Origin of the sequence: Nostoc sp. 2RC (genome assembly GCF_014222165.1) — a bacterium.
In the GTDB taxonomy this organism is placed as follows: domain Bacteria; phylum Cyanobacteriota; class Cyanobacteriia; order Cyanobacteriales; family Nostocaceae; genus Nostoc; species Nostoc linckia.
On record NZ_JACKZU010000115.1, the window covers coordinates 1 to 21,361 of the forward strand.

The following is a 21,361-nucleotide window of genomic DNA, read 5'->3' on the forward strand; positions in this document are numbered from 1 at the left end:
TCATAAGGTTATGCGTAGATCCAAAAATTATTTAAATAAAATACTGCTGTTGCCACATAAACCTTAATATCTTTTAATCTTCAAAAGATTTGATTTGTAAATGTAAAATTTTGTCATGCAAATTTACAACATTATTTGCTACGTTAGTCAAAAATTGAAAATTTTCTAAATTCAACAACTACTAGAAAAAATCAAGGATTTCCATTAACAGACGAGAATTGTAAATCTATACAAAAAATAGCTCAGTACAGCTTTGGGTAATATGGTGCTGGAAATTAAACGCAAAGGGCGCAAAGTAAACGCAGAGGTACGCAAAGGATTCTCATGAAATGCTGTAGTAAGTAGAAGAAAAATTCATAAGTAAATGATAATAGTTATAGGTATAGCCATCTTCTTATCTCCCCACTCCCCCTTGATGTTCGCATCTAAAACCCCGACTTTGCCAAGCTTGTATATCCACATCAGCAAGCCTGGTAACGTTGGAGCATTGTGGTTGAATAATTTGACTTAAAATTGCCCAAAATAAGCTGCGGGTTAAATCTAGTGCAGTTTTGAGCCAAGATTCCCGATTACCAGGAACACCTGATTCTTGAACAATTTCTGGCTCTACCCAAATCCCATGAGCGCCTAAGAGAATCTGCGCCATCCATTTAGCCCTTGGTAAATGGGTTGGAGATGTAATCAGTTTTACTTTATGTACGCGCCATTTACGCAATAAAGGAATACTATAATAAAAATTTTCAAAGGTAGAATTTGCACACTTTTCTAACCAAACGTTTTCTAAGCTGGCAAATTCCCGCTGAAAAATTAACCATATACAAGGATCTGGAGAGCCATGAGAAATTAAAATCGGGATTTTGGGGTATAGTTTTGCTTGTTGGGCAACATAAGTTTCTCGACGAATACTACCACCAAGCACAAAAAAGGTGTCTACTGGCTGCGAAGAAGCATAAAGTAAGGTTATAGTAGTAAAAATCAACCAAGCACCCAGAATAAAGCAAAATCCAACAGTTAGTTTTTGTAACAATTGCCACAAATTAACGAAACTTCTTTTAACGTAAATACATGATTTGATAATAGATTTATGTTTCATTACTGATATCAAAAAAGTAAATTTAGATGACTGTCCAACACACGGCAATTAAGCGATTGAAGTGCTATCTTATAAAAGTAATCTAAACTACAAACATGACGGCGACCAAAGTGTCACATCGTCAGTATAGCCTTCCGGAGAAGGCAAACAAACTCAGAAATCGTTATTGATAACTAATGCAGTATTTTTGGCATAATTACAATGTCAAAGAATCCAGAGAGCATAGCTGAGTTTGGGGTATAAAAACTTAAAAATTTTCAGAAAGCCTGATTGCTAAACTGTCAACAACACTATTATTCCAGCTAAATATACATGAACCAATCTGCGAAAAGTTACTCGCCGCTCCAAGTAGCCTTGATTGGTGGAGCGATCGCTACGACTGCTACCATATCTGTGTTCGGTTCTGCTTGGACTCGCGGTGTACGCGCAGCCCTAAGTCTACAGGACAGCCCAAAAGCGATAGTTGACCAAGTTTGGCAACTGGTGAATCATGAATATGTTGATGGTAAATTTAATCAACAAGATTGGCTAGCAACTAGACAAAGCTTGTTGAGTAAAGACTATTCCTCTCGTGAAGAAGCTTATGCCGCCATCCGGGAAGCTTTACAAACCTTGGGAGATCCTTATACTCGGTTCATGGATCCCAAACAGTTTGAAGCCCTCACTAGCCAAACCTCCGGGGAAGTCTCTGGTATCGGCATTAGGATGGAAGTTAACGAAAAAACTCAACGTCTGACTGTTGTTGAAGCCATAGATAATTCTCCCGCCCTGAGAGCTGGAATCAAAGCAGGGGATGAAATTTTAGCCATTGACGGCAAAGCCACTCTCAAAATGAAAGTGGATGACGCCTCTAAACTGATTCGCGGTAAAGCCGGTACTCCCATCAGCTTAAGACTCAAACGCGCAGGGCAAAATACCTTTGAACTCAAGCTGACTAGAGCAAATATAGAAGTACCAACAGTACGTTATACCCTCAGACAAGAAGGAAATCGCCGCGTTGGCTATATCCGTTTGCGGGAATTTAGCGCCCACGCCGCAGAGCAAATGCAAAGAGCCATCCGCGATTTAAACAATCAAAAAGTAGATTCTTATGTTTTAGATTTGCGGGGAAACCCAGGCGGTTTGTTACAAGCCAGCATTGAAATTGCCCGCATGTGGTTAGATAATGGCGGCATTGTCAAAACAGTAGACCGTGTGGGAAGCAGTGAGGAAACAAAAGCCAATCGCACTGCCTTAACAAATCGTCCCTTGGCAGTATTGGTAGACGGTAATTCAGCCAGTGCTAGCGAAATCCTCACAGGCGCACTCAAGGACAATAAGCGAGCTGTGGTAGTTGGCGGTCAAACCTTTGGCAAAGCCTTAGTACAATCAGTTCACGAACTAGCGGATGGTTCCGGCTTAGCAGTCACCATTGCTCACTACTACACGCCTTTAGGGACAGACATCAACCATAAAGGAATTACACCAGACATCAAATTAGACTTGACAGAGGCGCAAGAGCGTCAATTGGCTTCTAATCCAGATTTAATCGGAACTAAGAGCGACCCGCAATATGCCAGAGCGATCGCAATTTTATCAGGAAACAACTTCGCCAAACCGCCAAGCAATCAACTCAATCAACCCATGAGCGTCCGTGCTGGGGATTTGAAATTTTAGAATTCAGAAGTCAGAATTCAGAATTCAGAATTCAGAATTAATAAAAGCGTTTAATTCTAACGTCTTAGCAAAGGTTCTTTAGCTTTGCTGTTGAATTACAACTCCTGAGTTCTGACTCCTGACTCCTGAGTTCTGAATTCTGACTCCTCGATTCTGACTTCTGATTGAGATTGGGAATACTAGTTAGTAGTTCCATTTCTAAAATTTCTAATTTTATGAATTATCAGCCAATTGATGCAACCACCGCCACCAGCTTTTTACCAATGGTATCGGTGGTTATTCCTATTTATAACGGTGAGGCAGATTTGCCAGATTTGCTCAATTGTCTGTTATCTCAAACTTACCCAAAACACCGAGTAGAGTACTTATTAGTAGACAATAATAGTAGCGACGGAACTTTTAATTTACTCAAAACAACTGCCGCAAATAGCCCGATTACAATTCGCCCCTTGAGCGAAAATCAAATTCAAAGCTCCTATGCGGCTCGTAACACCGGAATTCGTGGAGCTATTGGCGAAATCATAGTTTTTACTGATGCAGATTGCCGTCCCCAACCACAATGGTTAAATGCATTAATACTACCTTTTGTCAATTTAGAAGTAGTAATTGTTGCTGGGGAAATTTTGGCATTACCAGGCAAAACTTTGTTAGAACAACACGCAGACCGTGAAGAAACCCTATCGCAAAAACACACCCTTGGTCATGCCTTTCGTCCCTATGGACAAACAGCTAATTTGGCAATTCGCCGCATCGCTTTTGAAAAAGCCGGTTTATTTCGTCCCCATTTAACTACCGGCGGCGACGCAGACATTTGCTGGCGAATTTTGGCCGAAAACATCGGGGGTTTGGAATTTGCCCCCAACGCCATCGTTCAGCATCGTCACCGCACCACACTGTTAGAACTACAAAGTCAATGGCGGCGTTATGGGCGCTCCAATCGCTATTTACACGAACTGTATGGTATTGATTTAATGCGAGATATTACACTTAGTGAATGCGGCTATCGTTTGGCACGTTGGTTATTGAAAGAAGTACCAAGAGATATAAGAGGGGCGATCGCTGGTAAAGCCACTTTGGTAGATTTATTAAATACTCCCATTGGTCTATTTACAGCCAGGGCCCGTACAGCTGGACAAAGAGAAGCTAAACTGCCAGAAAAGGCCAAAATCGTTGCTCGGTTATAAAAATACTAAAAAACTTGCTCGGATAACTCTAATTTTGTTGTAGTATATTTATAGTATTACTTGTTACCACTCAACAAAGACTTTTATCAGTACGAAAAAATTTGCAACATTAAATTTTATCCGACCAAAAGTTTTTCATTTCTTAAATGTATCTTAAGAGATAGATTCAAAAATAAGTAAAGCAGATATAATGCTGATAGTATAACACTAAATTATCAACAAAGTTACATTCTGTTCTATTTATTTAGAAACTGTCTAGTATTGTAACTAAACGTTGCTAACCTGGTTAACACAGTCCCAAGCTAAAGGAAAGCGTAGAACTTGCCCATCCTTTAGAACTACCCTTCATAATTTTCCGATATCGAGCCGCATGAACGTAGACGGCTTTAGCCAACATATAAAAAAATTGCGCTCACAAGTACAGGAATTACTGCAACGCAGTGTAAACAAGACCTATTTGCAACAAGAAATAATAACAGAAGCTTTTGAAGAACTCCACACCACAGTGGAAAAACTATTACTAGTTTCTCAAGAGTTAGAGTTAACACGAGCATCATTAGACAAAGAGCGCCGACGTTACCGAGATTTGTTTGAGCTAGCTCCAGATGCTTATTTAATAACTAATAATACAGGGACAATTGAAGAAGCTAATTATGCAGCAGCAACCTTGTTTCATGTCCACCACAAGTATTTAGTAGGTAAACCATTAATTCTCTTTATTGCTCAACAAGATCGCCAGTTGTTTAGCTCCCACATGAACAATTTGCAGCAGCTACTCAACTGGGAAATTAATCTCCAGCCACGGAGGGGAAAACCTTTCCCTGCTAGTGTGAGGTTATCTGCGGTATACGACGAAAACGACGAGCAAATTGGCTGGTGTTGGCTGCTGTGCAACATCACAGAACGGAAACAAGCCCAAGAAATGTTGCACCGAGCTTATGAGGAGTTAGAAATACGCGTAGCAGAACGGACAGCAGAATTGGTAAAAGCCAATCAGAAATTACTCACTGAAATTACAGAGCGTAAACGAGTAGAGTCGCAACTACTACACCTTGCTTTTCATGATGCATTAACAGGTCTGCCAAATCGTGCTGCATTTATTGACCGTTTAAGACATGCGATTAATTATTCTAAAAGGCATTCAGATTATTTATTTGCTGTACTGTTTATCGATTTGGATCGATTTAAAGTAATTAATGACAGCTTTGGACACCACAAAGGAGACCAATTTCTGCTTGCCATTGCAAGTAGGTTAGAAATATGTGTACGCTCCATAGATACAGCAGCGCGGCTTGGGGGAGACGAATTTACAATCTTGTTGGAGGGAATTCAAGATGTGTCAGACGCCATCAAAGTTGCTGAGCGCATTGAACAGGAGCTAAAGTTACCCTTTGAGCTTGATGGACAAGAAATCTTCACAACAGCAAGTATTGGTATTGCCTTGAGTTCAACAATAAATTATGAACGACCAGAGGATGTGTTGAGAGATGCTGATACGGCGATGTATCGAGCGAAAATCCTGGGTAGAGCGCGTTATGAACTATTCAACTCAAATATGTATGCTAATGCTCTAGCGAAATTGCAGTTAGAAACTGATTTGCGCCGAGCAATTGAGCGTCGAGAGTTACGAGTTTATTATCAACCAATTGTTTCCCTGACCAGTGGCTTGATGTTAGGTTTTGAAGCTTTGTTGCGCTGGGAACATCCAGAGCGTGGTTTGCTAACTCCAGCAGACTTTATTTCTATAGCCGAAGAAACTGGATTAATTTTCTCCATTGGTAAGTGGGTGTTACAAGAAGCCTGTAGTCAAATGCAAGCTTGGCGAGCGTCTCATCCTGCCAACTTGCTCAAAAAAATCAGTGTCAATCTCTCCTTACAGCAATTTTCCCAACCGGATTTGATTGAGCAAATTGAGCAAATTTTAGAATCCACTGGTCTGAATGCTGACAGTTTAGTGCTGGATATTACTGAAAGTGTAATTGTGGAAAATGGCGATCGCGTAATTGCCGTACTCTACCAACTTCGAGAAATGGGGATTCAGTTATCAATTGACGACTTTGGTACAGGCTACTCTTCATTAGGTCGTCTTTATAACTTTCCCATCAGTTTATTGAAGATAGACCGTTCTTTTATCAGTTCAATTAACACTAGTAGTAGGGATTTAGAAATTATTGAAATACTTGTGACATTGGCACACAAGCTGTGTGTGGATGTGCTTGCCGAAGGAATAGAGACTAAAGAGCAACTAGCACTGCTGAGAAAAGTCAACTGTGAATATGGCCAAGGACATTTTTTCTCGGTTCCATTAAATAGTTCAGCAGCAGAAGCATTAATTAAGGCAAACCCACAGTGGTAGATGAGGAAGTGGTGGGGAGACAAGGGAGAAAAATTGCTACCTTGTCTCCCTTGTCCTCCTTGTCCCTTTCATCTCCCTCATCCCCCGATGCCCAATGCCAGACAACTTTGCGGCCAGCCCGCCCCTACGAAGGCACGATTATTACAGACATTAAAGGGTTAACTGAGGCAGAGGTGTCAACTTTAAAAGCTTTAGGGGCGGTAGAGGTGAAATCAGGTTGTTCAATCCCTGTCAACTTTCTAAATGGGGAGAATTATCAAAAAATTCCTTGTAAATGCAAGATAAAACCTGGTAGTACGTCCTCCCCTGATAACCGATTTGGGGAAATTAGCACTTCCTTTTGTTTTTCTTGGCGATAAATCTCTACTTGCTTTCCTTTAGGGTCAATCAGCCAGCCCAAGCGCGTACCATTCTCCATATATTCTTGCATTTTGTCTTGGAGAGACTTGAGCGTGTCAGAATCAGACCGCAACTCTACCACAAAATCGGGACAAATGGGAGGAAAAGTCTTTCTTTCTTCAGGAGCTAGTGCTTCCCACCGCTCCAAAGGAATCCAAGCTGCATCAGGGGAACGCAAAGCTCCATTGGGAAGCTGAAACATCGTTGAAGAGTCAAAAGCTTCTCCAGTTCCGTCTTCATCTGTCCAAGTTCCCAATCGCTGGGTTAACCTGCGGTTTCGGCTACCAGTTTCTCCACCAGTCGGTGCCATGACGACTAATTCCCCTAATGCAGTGCGTTCCAGTTTAGCATCAGGGTTGACTCGACATAGTTGATAAAACTGCTCAGCAGTGAGATTGATTACTGGTTCTAAGTTCAGGGTAATAGCAGTCATAGCTTGTCCCATCTTCATAATCACATAATAACTGGAGAGGGGATGAGGGGGCACGGGAGGCAGGGGAGGTAGGGGGAGAATAATTTTTACTCTTAACTCCTAACTCCTAACTCCCGTTCAATCCTTGCCAACTTTCGCTAAATTGGAAAAAGGTAAGCTTAAGGAAATTTTAAATGTCAGCACAATTATTACTGGTGGACGATGAACCAGGGATACGAGAAGCCGTAAAAGACTACTTGCAAGAGAGCGGTTTCAACGTTCAAATCGCCAGTAATGCTGTTGAGGGTTGGGAATTGATGCAGGTGAGTACACCAGATCTAGTAATTTCCGATGTGATGATGCCCCAAGTAGATGGCTATCAGTTCCTCAAGCAACTGCGAGAAGACCCCCGCTTTCAAGCACTCCCCGTAGTATTTTTAACCGCTAAAGGTATGACAGGCGATCGCATTCAAGGTTATCAAGCTGGTGTCGATGCTTATCTTCCCAAACCCTTTGACCCAGACGAGTTAGTCGCCATAGTCGAAAATTTACTAGCCCGCCGCGCTGCTAAACCTCCAACCACAGCAGATGACCTTGAAACCCCCGACATAGCTGAACTAGCCAATCAGATAGCCCAAATCAAGGCTTTGTTAACTCAAAGAAATGCCATTTCTCAATCACCAGCGCCTTTCAAAATTGATTTGACCCCCAGAGAACAAAGTGTTTTAAACTTAGTCGCTGAGGGGTTGATGAATAAAGAAATCGCCCGTCGTTTGGAAACCAGCGTCCGCAACGTAGAAAAATACGTCAGCCGCTTGTTTAGTAAAACCGGCACCAATAGCCGTACAGAGTTGGTTCGTTTTGCTCTAGAACATGGTCTTGCTAAATAAGTATTATTGGGTATTGGGCATTGGGCATGGAGTATGGGGAAAGGGAAAGGGGTAAAGGGGAAAGGTTAAATTTCCCTTTTCCCTTTTCCCTTTAACCTTTTCCCCCCTCTTTCTCATCCCCATACCCAATTGGTAATAGATAAAACATAACTATTTCAGCAAATCAGGTACTTAGTTAAAGCAAAAAGCCAAAAGAAAAGCTATTTATTTTTACTTTAGTCTTTTAGATTTTTATGTGATTTGCGCCTGTTATCTAACGCGGAATCTGTAAAGATACAGGGTTTTGTTTTTCGCAATGTTTTGATGTTAACTCGGTAAAATGCACCCAGGTGAATTTGCTTTCAGATTCTACCAGTAACCTTTGCTACAAACTTTTTTAATTAAGGAAACTGTTCCTGGGACTTTGTGCTGCTAAATAAGACTTTCACAAAGCAGAAATCAAAATATTTTATGAATTCTACTTACTGCTGAGTTTTTATTGCAACGAGTGTATTGACTGTATAAGATCCCTATTTGATTTGATACTTAATTCACGATTTTTCGCTACTTAAATTACACCTTTAAACTTGGGGATTTTCAGCAGCATTACGCAAGCGCATCAGCTGGCGTCGCATTTGAGGTGAGGCTTTGAACTCTGATATTTCCTGGGCTTTAACGGACGCTTGTAGCGTCTCTAGAAAATCGTCAGACCCCTCGGTCAAAGCATCGAGTAGCACCTGTAAGAGTTGCTCGCGATCGCCCAATAGACTCTTTTCCTCAATCAACCGAAATTTGAGATGTACTTCACACTCATAAACACCTACTTCGAGATTATTGATTTGGCGTGGTAATGCTTTGGAGTTCATAGCTATTGAGATTCCTTTACTTGGTAGTCATGAGGGTAAGGAGGTAGATGTCCAGCAAAAGTTCTTTATATCTTTTTTGAATCCAAAGTGCTTGAATTAAGAATTTTTCTTCATCAAACACCAATGTATTCCATTTCACTCTCCTGTGTTTTGTTTTCAAGCTCAATTTTCACTGTCTAGATTTTGGTCTAACTGTGCCAGATGTAGCTTATGGTAAGCCATAACTATTATTCAGTTTTTAAGATTCTACACAATAAAGTTTCTGTAAGAAGTTGTCCTAGCTTTTTAAAGCTTTTTACATCAACTTTATGGGAACGTCAATAACAGTTTGACTTGTTACTTGATTTTTGGTGTTTTTACGTAAGTAAAAGCCCGGAAAATTTTTCCTTTTATTAATGCCAGAGGTATGTGTAGCGATATTCAGTAAAATTACGAGATGTACGTTTTTTTCAAAAGCAATTTGAGGAAAAATTGATTCACATAGTTATTAACGTAAAAATTTTTATTCCCGAACAAAAATGTACACACATGGAATTATTGCCGCCCGAAAGCTTATACCACCGTCTCTTAGACTTAATAAATACAAAAACTTTAGCAATAAGCAAGATTAGCATAGCACTGAGACTGGTAAATCAAAATACTCTACCCAGTAATTTCGGTTTGAAAATCACCAGGATACTGACAGTACTAGCAACAAACTGAGACTCCAACTACTAATACAAGTAAAAGCAGTAATCAGTACAGACAATATTTTTACTTACATCCAAGCAAATTTTTTTGTGTTGGTTGTTGAGTGTTGAGAATTAACCGTTAATGGTCAACGCCATAAATAACTGGGCAATTTCAAAGCCCAATAGCTAACTCTTTTGAAACTGCCCTCAAAGCTTCTAAATTAAGAGCATTTAAGCATGAATATAGGGTTTACAATAATTTCAGTGTAATTCACCCAAACCTGACACCTTTTTATGGATAATCCGACGCTGCTCAAGTCAACAACCCGACATATCCGCATTTTTGCGGCTGAAATTGACCAAGATGGCGAACTCCTTCCAAGCGATCAGGTCTTAACTTTAGATATTGACCCAGACAACGAATTTAACTGGAATGAAGACGCGCTGCAAAAGGTTTATCGAAAATTCGATGAACTAGTAGAAGCTTCTAGTGGTGCAGACCTCACAGACTATAATTTACGGCGCGTCGGGTCAGACTTAGAACATTATGTGCGATCGCTCCTACAAAAAGGCGAAATCAGCTACAATCTCTCTGCCCGTGTAACTAACTACAGTATGGGAATTCCCCAAGTGGCAATTGACGATCGACAATAACTGATTGATGGCTGTTGACTGATGACTGTTGACTGTAAACAACAGCATATTTTTTTGGAAGTTCCTCAGGTAGAGAGTTATTACCAGACGGGCTAAATTATTTGGGAAATGGGGAGATGAGGAGCAAACGGCAAATGTTAGTCAGTTTTTCCCCTCTAACCCACCCATCTGCTGTTCATCCTCTTCCTAGCCAAAAACAGGAAACACCATTTTTGAAGCAACTTGATTCGTCAGCTAGTTTTACCACCAGGAACTTGCAAGTAAACAAATCTTCCATAGAAGACTGTTCGCCGTTGATTGTTGACGGTGAACAGTTAACAGTCAACGGTCAACGCTTAAACCGGAATCATTTATTTTTTGGAGTTCCCTTACTTGTAAAACTTCTATTTGATTGCAAAGAAAAAACTCATCCTCAAGTTGAAAAACCTCCAACCCTATTCCCTACTCCCCGCTCCCTACTCCCTAGCTACACAAAATAAGCTCAAGATTCAAAACCGATGCCTATATCTTAATTCTTAATTAAAGTTAATTATTGGTCTCTTACTTATAAACTAGATAAATACCAAGATTATCTGCCTATTAGACAGGGAGAAATTCACTAAAAGCAAACAGCACAGTTATGCTTGAGTTATCTTTGGTGAAACGGTTGGAGTTAGTTGCTTTAGCGATGGAGAGTCACACAGCGATAGAAGCTATGATGAGGCTGTAGGTTAACTTAGAAGCGTAATCTTTAGATAAGTTAAATATTAGCATCTGTTGATAACGGCCAGCTAAAATCATCATCTAAAGTCTGGATATGTCAAGTTTAGGAAAGACGAGCGGTCTAGATTGTTCCTAGTAATGCTATTAAAGAAATTGCCAATCTGCGATCGGTGGGAAAACTATGGAAAATGATGCGGCAACGCTCCAGTGTCCACATGAAAATTGTCAGGCTGCCAACCCCCTGACTCATAAGTTTTGCCAGCGATGTTCTACGCCCCTACCCAAAAATTACCTTTGGGCTGTGGTGGAGGGCCAGGGTTTAGGTAGTCCTGGAAAAATATTAGCCGATCGCTATTTAATCCTTGATAAATTTGTTTTATTGGATACAAAGCCTGGTTTATTAACCCTAACGCCAGAGCTAGAGAATTTACAAATTCCCAGAGCTTACTTAAGGCTAATTCCCTATCGCCTACACGTGCCGCAGGTACATGGAGTACTTTCTCTAACCAAGGACTCCCGCCAGCGAGAAATATTGCTTTTAGAAAAACCACCAGTAATGGTGGATGATACAAAAGAACAAGTGCATCTCGGCAGTGAATTAACCAATGCTTGGCGGGATGCTACATCCATGCGCCAACTGAATTGGTTGTGGCAAATAGCTCATTTATGGCAACCTTTGGCTAGTGAAGGTGTGGTTTCTAGCTTGCTTGACACCCATGTTTTACGGGTAGAAGGCTCGCTAGTCCGTTTATTGGAATTGCGCTTCGACGACGCCACATCACCAAAATTACCTCAATTAGGGGAATTCTGGCAGCAATTGGTTGCTAACGCCAAACCAGCCGTAGGAGAATTTCTCGAACGGGTCAGTGTTGGGCTGATTGAAGGTGAAATTCACTCATCCGAACAATTAATCACAGTTTTAGACCGCGGGCTAGCAGAATTAGGGCGATCGCAAACCCCTACAATCAAAATCATCACTAAAACCGATACTGGGCCGAGTCGCCAACGTAATGAAGACGCCTGTAGCCCACCCAGTGGTACCCTGGTGAGCAAGCCACCCCAACCTACAGCCTTAGCAATTGTCTGTGATGGCATCGGCGGACACGAAGGCGGCAATGTAGCATCAAATTTGGCCATTGAAACAATCCAGCAACAAGTACAACAACTCACCAAAGTTCCCTACGACCACATAGACCCCTCACTGCTGCTCAATGACTTAGAAAAAGCTGTGGCCTTGGCTAATGACAAAATTAGCCAGCGCAATGACAGTGAAAATCGCCAAGGGCGTCAGCGTATGGGTACAACTTTAGTTATGGCACTACCTGTAGCTCACGAAATGTATATTACCCACGTCGGTGATAGTCGTGCCTACTGGATTAGCCGCCAAGGCTGTTATCAAGTTACCCTTGATGATGATGTTGCTTCCCGCGAAGTGCGCCTGGGCTATGCCATTTACCGGGAAGCTGTGCAACAAAGTTCTGCCGGTTCTCTAGTGCAAGCTTTGGGGATGGGCCCTAGCACTTCATTGCATCCCACATCTGCACGATTTATGCTCGATGAAGATGCAGTTTTTCTGCTGACATCCGATGGCTTGAGTGATTTCGATCGCGTCGAGGAATACTGGGAAACAGAAATCTTGCCGATTTTGCTAGGGGAAGCAAACATCGTCAATGTAGCAGATAGATTAATAGAAATTGCTAACACCAAAAACGGACACGACAATGTCACCGTAGCTTTAGTACACTATCAAGTCCAATACTGGGAACCAGAAATCACCATTAAAGCAGTCATTCCAGAAAGTTATTCTGCAAAAACAGTCGATTTGGCATCCAGAGGGACAAATAAACCAGTTTTAAGCAACCCAAACCATAAAACTCAGGTGATTGAAGAAAATCAACCTGCCAAAACTCGCCAATTGCCCCTACAGTGGATAGTTCCCTTACTATTTGTACTAGCAGCCGGTACTGGCGGATTGATCATTCAACAACTGCGATTAAAATCTGGCCAGCTTCCAGTTGCTTCTAATCCCACACCACCCACTCAAACCCCCACTGTTGCAGCTACAGAACCACCGCCACCCCTTACTAACCTTGCTCCTGGCTTGGTAATTCAAACCACCAACGAAATCACCTTGCCCAACCAATCGCTTCCTGCTAAAAGTTTTTTAAAAGTTATCAACACCGAACCAAATCCCAAACCTCCATCTGGAGATTTTTTAGTTAGGATGCAAGTCTGTACCACACCTCCAGCATCCTCCCAAGTACCACCTGCATCAAAACCTGGGTTGAAACCAGGCCAAGAGGTATCGATTAAATTTTCCGAACTCAAACGTTTTGGAGTCTCTGTTTTGCCATCAAGTGCATCAAATACTTGTAAAACTAACAGCCAACCGCCAACTAATCAACCAGCTGACACTGGTCAAACTTAATTAAATACTCGATAAACTAGTAAAAACCTGGAATAATAACAGGTAAGAATCAGACTCAAAAACTGAAAAGGTCAAAAAGTAAAAATTTTTACCTTTAAGAACTGTTATTGGAAATTATTTGTTTTTAGCTTTTAGTTTTATGAATCCATGCCATCCCTGATTTTGGCGATCGCCCGTCTCTTAAACACTGGCACTGACAACTTCGCCATTTGGGTGGTCAAGGCTCCCTATCCCAGTGGCTATGTTTTACGTGACTGTGTGTGGCCTGTTGAACTTACCCAAGTCTGGCAAGAATGGCAGCAGATGTTTGCTGGCTATAACCAGTTAGCTGTTCCTCCAAACTCAACATCTCAAAACAGCAATTTATTGCTCAGTGATTCGATTTCATTCTCTTCAGGCCAGACCACTGGCCCCTATAGCAGTCGCCTGATGCAATATTTGGGAATGCTTTTATGGCGCTGGGTTTTTGATGGACAAATTCTCGGTAGTCTAGAACGCAGTCGCGGAATTGCTATGGGCCAGCATACACGTCTGCGCTTTCGATTGGAAATTCGCGACCCCGAACTTGTTGCTTTCCCTTGGGAAATTATGCAGCGCGAGCCTGGTCAATCGGCTATGTCCCTTTCCCAAGATTTGCTATTTAGCCGCACTAGCAGTGAAGTTGACCCGTTACCGTATTTGCGAACAGACCAGGCTTTAAGTATCCTGTTGGTTTTAGGTCATGACGAGAACCTGCAACTAGAACAAGAAGCGCTGATTTTACAGCAAACTCTCACAGATACCCCAGTAGATAGCAATTCCCAAAAATATGCACCCTGCACAGTAAATCAACTATTACAACCAACACCAGAAGAGTTGATTCAAGAATTAGAAACTAAAGCATACAATGTCTTCTTTTATGCTGGACACGGTTTGCCAGATCCAGACGGTGGGTTACTGTTTTTGCAACCAGGCATGACTCTCAATGGTATAGAACTAGCCCAAGCATTGAACCGTACAGGGGTGAAGTTAGCAGTTTTTAACGCTTGTTGGGGAGCTAGACCAGCTGTTAGCAACAATCAAGCCATACCCGCCAGCAGTTTAGCAGAGGTGTTAATTCGGCATGGCGTACCAGCAGTTTTGGGAATGCGCGATGAAATCGCCGATCGCGAAAGCCACAGTTTTATTCAAGCCTTTGCGGAAGCTTTGCGATTGTATAAGCCAATTGATGAAGCTGTAACCCAAGCTAGAAAAGAATTGTTAACACTGTATAGATTCAATCAACCTGCTTGGACTTTACCCGTTCTCTACCTACATCCAGATTTTAATGGCGAACTCGTGAAAAACCTGGATGAAGGAATTACCGAATTACCAGATACAGCCATTCCTGATGTAGGTTCTGGGCTTCCTAGTGCAAGTTTACGATCGCTATCTTCAAAAGATAAAACGTGGTTCTTGCGTTATGGAGTCACTCGCATCGGCCGTACCAAAGATAACGATATTGTCATTCCAGAACCGTCTGTTTCTAAACGCCACGCGGAAATCTTCTGCCGCAATACTTTGACTGATGCTACACTGGTGCGAACTTATTATTTACAAGATTTTTCCACTTACGGAACAACGTGGTTTTTAGGGCCTAATGGCTGGCAACAAATCCTCCGAGAGGAAGTCCCCTTAAAATCGGGTATGCAGTTAAAGTTTGGAAGTGCTAAAGGTGAAACTTGGGAGTTTATTATTGAAGACTCCTAATGCAGTGATTACAGAAATAAATTTTAGTCTTGAGTATCAATTTTCCAAATCTGTTTTTACCAAGAGAAAAAATCAACTTTTTTGCGGAAATCTCTTCTGGGCGATTGTAGCTGTCAATACCACTAAATAATCGTGAGGCAAGAAAATGACTAATAAAATTAACGGCTCAGACACTTTCTATTCTTTGCAGTCTCAAGTAGATTTAGAGTTATTAGAAGCGTTACTAGAACCAGAGGATGCTACCTATCCTTGGAATATGGCTGACGAAGAATCAGAAGCTTATTTTCAAGAATTAGAACAACAATTTGAGAGCGAACATTTAATTGATGAAGACCTGACAAAGCGATCGCAAGATTTTTACAACCATTTAGATACACTTTGGTCTGGTATCTCTTTTCATGAAAGCGAGGAAGGCAATTCCCAACAATCAGTAGTACTTAATCTCCAAGAAACGTTACGCACCACTTTTTGCACCTGTGTTCCGCAAACATTACTAAACACCATTGCCACTAAAGCTGCTGAAATATTTGCCCGTCACCAATTAAGGGGCGAACAACTAGTTGAGTGCGTTCAGGCAGTACTGCCAACTTGGGGAGAAGAAGATCTTTTAGTCTTAGCCCGTCCTTTTGCTTATGCTATGCGAAGTAACGAATCACATAACCCAGGATCTACCATCGCTAACCTGAACAATCGGGAATGGACAACTTTATCGGACATCGAACAAGCAAAGGTGAGTTTGGCCATCGCCTACTACGCTTTAAGTCAACTCAATAAATACCAGTCCCAACCATAACTTTAGTCTGTTATTTATTTTTTAAATAATTGAATCTTCAAGATACCTACGGTTATCTGATAGTATTGTCTTGCTTTTTGAACATTGATTCCTAATTTACGATTCACAGACTTTAAATGCCGCAACATTTTACTGATTTACTTTGTTGCTTGATTTTCGGAGAGTTGGCACTAGTTTCTAAGTATGCACACCATAAAGTAGATTAACGATAGCCTAATTTAATAATCAGACCATCTATCCCAAGATATATATTTATAGTCCATAGGAATTGGGAATTGGGCATTGGTTATTCGCCCTATCTCCCCATCTCCTCATCTCCTCATCCCCCTTAGTTGTTATTTGGGGCCAAGAAATCGGGTAGCAAAGTTTTGCGATCGCGTTGGTGAAAGCGCCCGTGCCTTGAGAATTGCCGCCATCAAAAAGGCGTAAGATAGCACTCCAACAACTACTAATAGCAAGGCATTGATCGATCCAGTGGCATTCCATAGGGCGTGGAGTGCAGAAGCACTTAGATAACCAATGGAAAGAATTTGCCAACTTCTACTAGGTTTGAGGACTGCCAAGCCGATAAAATAGCCCAAATAGCCACTATAAGCCATGTGTCCGGCCACAGACCCTAAAATTCTCGGAATTAGCAGTTGTAAACCCGCCAGTTGACCGGCAGCACCAATACCCACCTGTTGCGTGACATTTTGAGTGATATCCGGCACGTATTGACCGAGAGTTTCTAACAAAGTGAAGCCCACAGCCGAAGCTGTTCCTAAGAGAATCCCATCTAGAGGTTCCCAAACACCTATGCGTTCTCGCCAAGGTGAAGACAACATTCTACCGATGGCGAATACTGCAAGTACAGGCACTGCTTTAAGTAATTCTTCCATCAAGCCAGCGCCAAAAAACATTCGTACTAGTAGCTCTGTGAAGGTGGTAGATTCTTGGGGTGAGGGCAAGTTTCCTGGGAGGATGCCGCGAAACACGAAGATAAATAAATCTAATAGCGGACTGAGCAAAATCAGCGTCGTACCCAATGCCGTAGCCATTAACACCCACCACGGCTTTTCTTTACCGCAAAGTTGGTAAACAAAATAATAGGCAGCAAAGGCGATGTAAGTTGCAACAATTACTTGATTGTATTGGGGACGACCGACTGTAGCAAACATCAGCACTACAAAGATGACAGTCAGTATTCCTGGTACTAAGTAAGCTTTACGTGTTAAATCTTTACCAGTGGAAATAATCGGAAAAAGCTGAGTGAAGCTAACAGAATCGGGCTGCTTTAATTGGGTGTGGTTATGGTAGTTGGTTGCTGAAGGCAGTGGTGTTAGTTGGTTCACTGTGGTTGCTGGGGCTTGCGAGGTCAACTCGTACTCAAAAACGTATTGCGGCCCATCAGAACCGAGAGAAATGCGATCGCCTGGGTGCAATTCTTGACATTCATACAACCGTTGTCCATTTAAATAAGTGCCATTAGCACTATTTAAATCACAAAGCACCCAGCTAAATTTGCTATCTGGAGATAAAGACAGGGGACGAACCACCGCATGACGACGAGATACCATTCGGTACATCATGGCATCCAAGACAACTTGGCAGCTGGGGTCGCGTCCAATTACTATCTCTTTACTGGGGGGAAGCGAAAAGCGAGATTCCGATCCCGAAGTTGCTCCGTTACCAGACACTAGCCGCAGAAATGCATTATGTCTTGCGTTTTTGCCTGTCATTGAGTTAGAGTGCGTTTCTAAATTAATTCTTAAAATTATTTGGCAGCAGGACTAACCTTAGCCACATCAGCAGCAGCATTGCTAAATCCACTATAGCTTCACTTACTGCGAATAAATTTAAATTTCTCGATGCAAAATTTCAAATTTTTTCATTCATCTCATGTTAATAAGTATTTTATCCACTGACACTTTTTCCTTAAACTCAGTTGTTAGGCAGATCGATTCAGATTTGATGGCGGATCTACTCTTGAGATCCTAGCTGTAAATTAAACTGACGGCAATTTATTAAAAAATAGTAGTTTTTACTGCAATTAGTTACATTAAGAAAATATATAATTACTACTGGTGTATTGTCAGTTATTTTTGCAACTAATAATTGACTCAGGTGTTTTGGCATAGGGAGTAATTAAACAAACTCCCTCAACGGTTATTTATTAAGTAAAAATCAATTTTTTATATGGTGTGTTAGGCGCAGATTTCAACATAATTTTTCATCAAAAATACTTAAAAAGCGCCTAACTATTTAGTCTTTAAAGGACTCCAGCCAGTTCTTGGTGTTCAATCTTAGTTCCAAGGACTTTCAGGAATTCTGCTAGCCAACGCGGATGGGCAGGCCAAGCTGGTGCTGTTACCAAGTTACCGTCAACCACAGCTTCATCAACAGGAATATCGACATAGATACCTCCAGCACTCCTGACATCTGGGCTACAAGCAGGGTAAGCAGTACATTTTTTGCCTTGCAAGACATCAGCAGCTGCCAATAACTGCAAGCCATGACAAATGGCTGCTATCGGTTTATTGGCTTGAGCAAAGTGACGAGTAATTTCTATTACCTGCTGATTCAAACGAATATATTCTGGTGCCCTGCCTCCAGGAATTACCAAGGCATCGTAGGTTTCCGCTTTTACTTCTGCAAAGGTAGCATTTAAAGTGAAATTGTGGCCTGGTTTTTCGCTGTAGGTTTGATCTCCTTCAAAATCGTGAACTGCTGTTCGTATTTTGTCCCCGGCTTTTTTATTGGGGCAAACTGCATCAATAGTGTGTCCCACCATTTGCAATGCCTGGAAAGGAACCATGACTTCGTAGTCTTCTACATAGTCACCAACTAACATTAAAAGTTTCTTTGCAGCCATATTTTTACTACCCTCAGTTATTAATTAATTATTTAAGTAGAACGACTTGAAAAAACCAAACTATGTTAAGTAATGTAAAAGAATAAAATTCAGTTCGTAGTGAGGACTTTAGTCCTTTTTTGAGAACTAAAGTTCTGACTACAAACCTTTAATTATTTATCCTGTTCTACTTATCATTGGTCACTTGCAAAACATAAATGACACTGTTAACGTCTAAATTTCTTATTTAGACGCATATTAGATGATGCCTTTATAGGCGAATTTATCGATATATTACAGCATTAACTTTGCCAGAATGCACCTTTTGAGGGCTACGAGTTAACAAAGTTTAACGCATTATTGTATATGATTTGCTAGTTAGGAAATGTCTGTTGCCCATAAATAGCTATAATTAATGGCTGGGGTTTATGAAAGCAAATGAAATTCAGCGATCGCTTTGTTAAAGTTTTTGTTTTCATGTCCTGGACGACTGAGTTTAATTAAAGCAAAACGCTGTAATGGTCTTAAAGATGCCCATTTTTGTTGCGTTATGACTACTCCAATTTCTTGAGCTTTTTCCTGGACAGTGGTTGGTATGCTATCCGAGTCAAGCCATGCAGGATGACGTTCCACAGGTAATTTGCCAACTGGTATCCCCGTACGCTGTAAAATCAACTCTTGGATATATTGGCGGTACAACTGAATTTCTGTGTCTGTAGTGCAAGGCAATTCCACTAAAGCTTGACGCTCTTGTGTAGTCATTTGATTCCAATCAGACAATTTTAGCTTAATACCGCAGGTATCTAATTTGCAACGTACCTGCATAGGAATACAACGCAGCGAATCCACAAAATCCGCTTCAAATTCAAAAAAATCTGTCATAAAAAATTCTGGAAAATTAACTTCTGAGAATGTTGGTTGATTCAGAGACCATTCATAAAGTAAATCTTAATTAGGGTGTGTTACGACTATGAAAGGATTTGGCACTTAAAGACAATTAAATTGAGCCGTAACTCACCATCCATGCGGCGGTGCGTTAGGGGCTAAGATACTTATTTCGTCACCAATCATATCGAAAATATGCGCCTAACACCCCACTACATTCATTTGATTTTCACTTTATAAATAATAGCAATTTGAAAAATGATTGCGACAGATGTATAGCCAAAAGCGATTACTACTAACTGTTTCACAATCCAAAATCTAAAATCTAAAATCCAAAATGGTATAACCTCTCACTAAAATTTATGGGTGAGAATGGTGACTAAGGAATAAAGAGTATAGAATACAGGACATTTTATCCAAATCAATTGTGTAGAGGCAGGTAGGATTTTTACCCTACGATGTTCTACAATATTCGTATTTTTTGGATGCACAAGAGTTGTTATGTCTGTGCTTTAAAGTTTTTACTTTGAACTACTGAAACGAATGATTAAATAACTAATTGACAATGACAAAATAGCAATACCTAAACCTATTATATCAATACCGCCAATTTTTTCTAAGTCAAGAATGATAATTTTTCTGGCAACAGCAATTAAAGAAGTGACAATAACTAATTCCACCTGAAAAACATGTTTTCGTAAATAAGCTGTGATATTTTCTAAGATTTCTAAAGCGATTAAAATATTCAAAAATAAACCAAAGATTTTATATAAGGTTGTGTTAAACTTTCCGTAAGGTGCTGTAAACAATTCTTTAACAATAAAGACTGCCAAATCACCGATCGCCACTAAAATTACAACTACCATTAAAAGAGATAGAATCTTGGAAGCCAGAACTTCTACATTTTCAATCATGTGCATGAAGTTCTGGTCTTTAGTAGTTCCTAAAATTACCTTCAGTAGCCTTCTCATATCCTGCACCCAATTATTAAATGAAATCCCATAGAAAACTCTAGAGGATTCAAACAATCACTTTATCGATATTTTGTGAGTTTTTTATTTCTGAGATTAAAATCGGGGCTAGTAAAGTTTCTTGTTCCTCAAAATTTTATCTCTTTAGATATAGTAATTGGTAACAGGCACGAATTGAGAGACAAAAAAATAATAATATCTATTGATTCTTGACTATTGACTAAACTCCCTATTCCTGGTTGAGCGTTCTATTTTGGAGCTTACCGTTGTGAAGATTGGAGTTGATAATTTGGGAGTGGAACTTCCAGAGAAATTGGTGTCAACTGCACCGCACAGGCTTTTAATTCTGGTTGCAAGGAATCAGGGCAAGATTCAGGATGGGTGAGGGCATTGGCTTCGGCGTTATCTGCCCAAAGGGAACCCCAGTGCATGGGGACAAAAACCGTACCAGGGGCGATGGCTTTTGTGACTTTAGCAGGAAATAGAGCTTGACCACGACGCGATCGCACTTCAACACATTGATTATCTACAATACCCAACCGAGCAGCATCACGGGGATGAATTTCGATAAACGGTTGGGGGTACATTTTGCAAATTTTTTCAATTCGTCCGGTGCGCGTCTGGGTATGCCAATGGCCGTAAACTCGTCCAGTAGTTAACACAAAAGGATAATCAGGATTTGGTGGTTCTGCCAGTCCTTTTGAATAATATGCCCCAAATCGAGCGCGTCCGTCAGGGGTGTGGAAGCGGAGATTGGTGTAGAGGCGCTTTGCTTGGAGAGGAGACGCAGAGATTGGGAGACGCGGGGACGAGGAGAAGGAAAATATCCCCGCGTCTCCCAATCTCTGCGTCTCCTCTCCAAGC

At 41.0% G+C, this 21,361-nt stretch carries 18 protein-coding genes; 9 read left to right on the forward strand and 9 right to left on the reverse strand.

What is annotated here, in order from left to right; translation table 11 throughout:
• Positions 1 to 394: 394 nt before the first annotated feature.
• Positions 395 to 1,093 (reverse strand): YdcF family protein, encoded by a 699-nt coding sequence (locus GNE10_RS14965; RefSeq protein WP_185565858.1) that lies wholly within the window; start codon positions 1,091 to 1,093, stop codon positions 395 to 397.
• 312 nt (positions 1,094 to 1,405) lie between these two features.
• Between GNE10_RS14965 and ctpB the strand changes: the two genes are divergently transcribed.
• The 3 genes from ctpB to GNE10_RS14980 all read left to right on the forward strand — a co-directional run bounded on the left by ctpB (position 1,406) and on the right by GNE10_RS14980 (position 6,289).
• Positions 1,406 to 2,749, forward strand: a complete 1,344-nt coding sequence (ctpB, locus tag GNE10_RS14970; protein WP_185565859.1) for a carboxyl-terminal processing protease CtpB — start codon at positions 1,406 to 1,408, stop codon at positions 2,747 to 2,749.
• Between the two features lie 215 nt (positions 2,750 to 2,964).
• Positions 2,965 to 3,933, forward strand: a complete 969-nt coding sequence (locus tag GNE10_RS14975; RefSeq protein ID WP_099069207.1) for a glycosyltransferase family 2 protein — start codon at positions 2,965 to 2,967, stop codon at positions 3,931 to 3,933.
• Between the two features lie 370 nt (positions 3,934 to 4,303).
• On the forward strand, positions 4,304 to 6,289 hold the full coding sequence (locus GNE10_RS14980; protein WP_185565860.1) for a GGDEF and EAL domain-containing protein: 1,986 nt from the start codon (positions 4,304 to 4,306) through the stop codon (positions 6,287 to 6,289).
• A gap of 256 nt (positions 6,290 to 6,545) precedes the next feature.
• Here GNE10_RS14980 and GNE10_RS14985 read toward each other — a convergent pair whose 3' ends face one another.
• Entirely contained in the window at positions 6,546 to 7,121 is a 576-nt protein-coding gene (locus GNE10_RS14985) for a Uma2 family endonuclease (protein WP_185565861.1), read from the reverse strand.
• A 173-nt stretch (positions 7,122 to 7,294) separates the two neighbouring features.
• Between GNE10_RS14985 and GNE10_RS14990 the strand changes: the two genes are divergently transcribed.
• Positions 7,295 to 7,990, forward strand: a complete 696-nt coding sequence (locus GNE10_RS14990; protein ID WP_185565862.1) for a response regulator transcription factor — start codon at positions 7,295 to 7,297, stop codon at positions 7,988 to 7,990.
• Positions 7,991 to 8,550: 560 nt separating this feature from the next.
• Here GNE10_RS14990 and GNE10_RS14995 read toward each other — a convergent pair.
• Positions 8,551 to 8,835 (reverse strand): Npun_R1517 family heterocyst differentiation transcriptional regulator, encoded by a 285-nt coding sequence (locus tag GNE10_RS14995; RefSeq protein ID WP_099069205.1) that lies wholly within the window; start codon positions 8,833 to 8,835, stop codon positions 8,551 to 8,553.
• A gap of 965 nt (positions 8,836 to 9,800) precedes the next feature.
• On the opposite strand from GNE10_RS14995, the gene GNE10_RS15000 reads away from it, so the two are divergent.
• Entirely contained in the window at positions 9,801 to 10,160 is a 360-nt protein-coding gene (locus GNE10_RS15000) for an NAD(P)H-quinone oxidoreductase subunit M (RefSeq protein ID WP_099069204.1), read from the forward strand.
• A 116-nt stretch (positions 10,161 to 10,276) separates the two neighbouring features.
• Positions 10,277 to 10,639 carry a hypothetical protein gene (locus GNE10_RS15005; RefSeq protein ID WP_185565863.1) on the forward strand — a complete coding sequence of 121 codons (363 nt, stop codon included), beginning with the start codon at positions 10,277 to 10,279 and terminating at the stop codon, positions 10,637 to 10,639.
• Positions 10,640 to 10,983: 344 nt separating this feature from the next.
• On the opposite strand, the gene GNE10_RS35975 is transcribed toward GNE10_RS15005, so the two are convergent.
• Positions 10,984 to 11,112, reverse strand: a complete 129-nt coding sequence (locus tag GNE10_RS35975) for a hypothetical protein (protein ID WP_257209583.1) — start codon at positions 11,110 to 11,112, stop codon at positions 10,984 to 10,986.
• 51 nt (positions 11,113 to 11,163) lie between these two features.
• Here GNE10_RS35975 and GNE10_RS15010 point away from each other — a divergent pair, with 51 nt between their 5' ends.
• From GNE10_RS15010 to GNE10_RS15020, 3 genes are all read left to right on the forward strand, one after another.
• The gene (locus GNE10_RS15010; RefSeq protein ID WP_311774815.1) at positions 11,164 to 13,290 is read left to right on the forward strand and encodes a protein phosphatase 2C domain-containing protein; all 2,127 of its coding nucleotides are present in this window, start codon (positions 11,164 to 11,166) and stop codon (positions 13,288 to 13,290) included.
• A 147-nt stretch (positions 13,291 to 13,437) separates the two neighbouring features.
• Positions 13,438 to 15,018, forward strand: a complete 1,581-nt coding sequence (locus GNE10_RS15015) for a CHAT domain-containing protein (protein WP_185565865.1) — start codon at positions 13,438 to 13,440, stop codon at positions 15,016 to 15,018.
• A gap of 145 nt (positions 15,019 to 15,163) precedes the next feature.
• Positions 15,164 to 15,811 carry a hypothetical protein gene (locus GNE10_RS15020; protein WP_185565866.1) on the forward strand — a complete coding sequence of 216 codons (648 nt, stop codon included), beginning with the start codon at positions 15,164 to 15,166 and terminating at the stop codon, positions 15,809 to 15,811.
• Between the two features lie 335 nt (positions 15,812 to 16,146).
• Here GNE10_RS15020 and GNE10_RS15025 read toward each other — a convergent pair whose 3' ends face one another.
• The 5 genes from GNE10_RS15025 to GNE10_RS15045 all read right to left on the reverse strand — a co-directional run.
• Positions 16,147 to 17,529 carry a PrsW family glutamic-type intramembrane protease gene (locus GNE10_RS15025; protein ID WP_185565867.1) on the reverse strand — a complete coding sequence of 461 codons (1,383 nt, stop codon included), beginning with the start codon at positions 17,527 to 17,529 and terminating at the stop codon, positions 16,147 to 16,149.
• Positions 17,530 to 18,059: 530 nt separating this feature from the next.
• On the reverse strand, positions 18,060 to 18,662 hold the full coding sequence (locus GNE10_RS15030) for a DJ-1/PfpI family protein (protein ID WP_185565868.1): 603 nt from the start codon (positions 18,660 to 18,662) through the stop codon (positions 18,060 to 18,062).
• A 405-nt stretch (positions 18,663 to 19,067) separates the two neighbouring features.
• The gene (locus GNE10_RS15035) at positions 19,068 to 19,523 is read right to left on the reverse strand and encodes a nitrate reductase associated protein (RefSeq protein ID WP_185565869.1); all 456 of its coding nucleotides are present in this window, start codon (positions 19,521 to 19,523) and stop codon (positions 19,068 to 19,070) included.
• Between the two features lie 524 nt (positions 19,524 to 20,047).
• Positions 20,048 to 20,497, reverse strand: a complete 450-nt coding sequence (locus GNE10_RS15040; RefSeq protein ID WP_185565870.1) for a phosphate-starvation-inducible PsiE family protein — start codon at positions 20,495 to 20,497, stop codon at positions 20,048 to 20,050.
• 260 nt (positions 20,498 to 20,757) lie between these two features.
• A partial coding sequence (locus tag GNE10_RS15045; RefSeq protein WP_311774816.1) for a molybdopterin dinucleotide binding domain-containing protein occupies positions 20,758 to 21,361 on the reverse strand: 604 nt, incomplete at its 5' end.

Bases quoted from the DNA above. Each gene is read 5' to 3' on its own strand.
- GNE10_RS14990 (WP_185565862.1), top strand. From the start codon at position 7,295: ATGTCAGCACAATTATTACTGGTGGACGATGAACCAGGGATACGAGAA.
- GNE10_RS15035 (WP_185565869.1), bottom strand. From the start codon at position 19,523: ATGACAGATTTTTTTGAATTTGAAGCGGATTTTGTGGATTCGCTGCGT.
- GNE10_RS14995 (WP_099069205.1), bottom strand. From the start codon at position 8,835: ATGAACTCCAAAGCATTACCACGCCAAATCAATAATCTCGAAGTAGGT.
- GNE10_RS15015 (WP_185565865.1), top strand. From the start codon at position 13,438: ATGCCATCCCTGATTTTGGCGATCGCCCGTCTCTTAAACACTGGCACT.
- GNE10_RS14965 (WP_185565858.1), bottom strand. From the start codon at position 1,093: ATGAAACATAAATCTATTATCAAATCATGTATTTACGTTAAAAGAAGT.
- GNE10_RS15025 (WP_185565867.1), bottom strand. From the start codon at position 17,529: ATGACAGGCAAAAACGCAAGACATAATGCATTTCTGCGGCTAGTGTCT.
- GNE10_RS35975 (WP_257209583.1), bottom strand. From the start codon at position 11,112: ATGAGTCAGGGGGTTGGCAGCCTGACAATTTTCATGTGGACACTGGAG.
- GNE10_RS14980 (WP_185565860.1), top strand. From the start codon at position 4,304: ATGAACGTAGACGGCTTTAGCCAACATATAAAAAAATTGCGCTCACAA.
- GNE10_RS15005 (WP_185565863.1), top strand. From the start codon at position 10,277: ATGAGGAGCAAACGGCAAATGTTAGTCAGTTTTTCCCCTCTAACCCAC.
- GNE10_RS14975 (WP_099069207.1), top strand. From the start codon at position 2,965: ATGAATTATCAGCCAATTGATGCAACCACCGCCACCAGCTTTTTACCA.
- ctpB (WP_185565859.1), top strand. From the start codon at position 1,406: ATGAACCAATCTGCGAAAAGTTACTCGCCGCTCCAAGTAGCCTTGATT.
- GNE10_RS14985 (WP_185565861.1), bottom strand. From the start codon at position 7,121: ATGACTGCTATTACCCTGAACTTAGAACCAGTAATCAATCTCACTGCT.
- GNE10_RS15030 (WP_185565868.1), bottom strand. From the start codon at position 18,662: ATGGCTGCAAAGAAACTTTTAATGTTAGTTGGTGACTATGTAGAAGAC.
- GNE10_RS15000 (WP_099069204.1), top strand. From the start codon at position 9,801: ATGGATAATCCGACGCTGCTCAAGTCAACAACCCGACATATCCGCATT.
- GNE10_RS15040 (WP_185565870.1), bottom strand. From the start codon at position 20,497: ATGAGAAGGCTACTGAAGGTAATTTTAGGAACTACTAAAGACCAGAAC.
- GNE10_RS15020 (WP_185565866.1), top strand. From the start codon at position 15,164: ATGACTAATAAAATTAACGGCTCAGACACTTTCTATTCTTTGCAGTCT.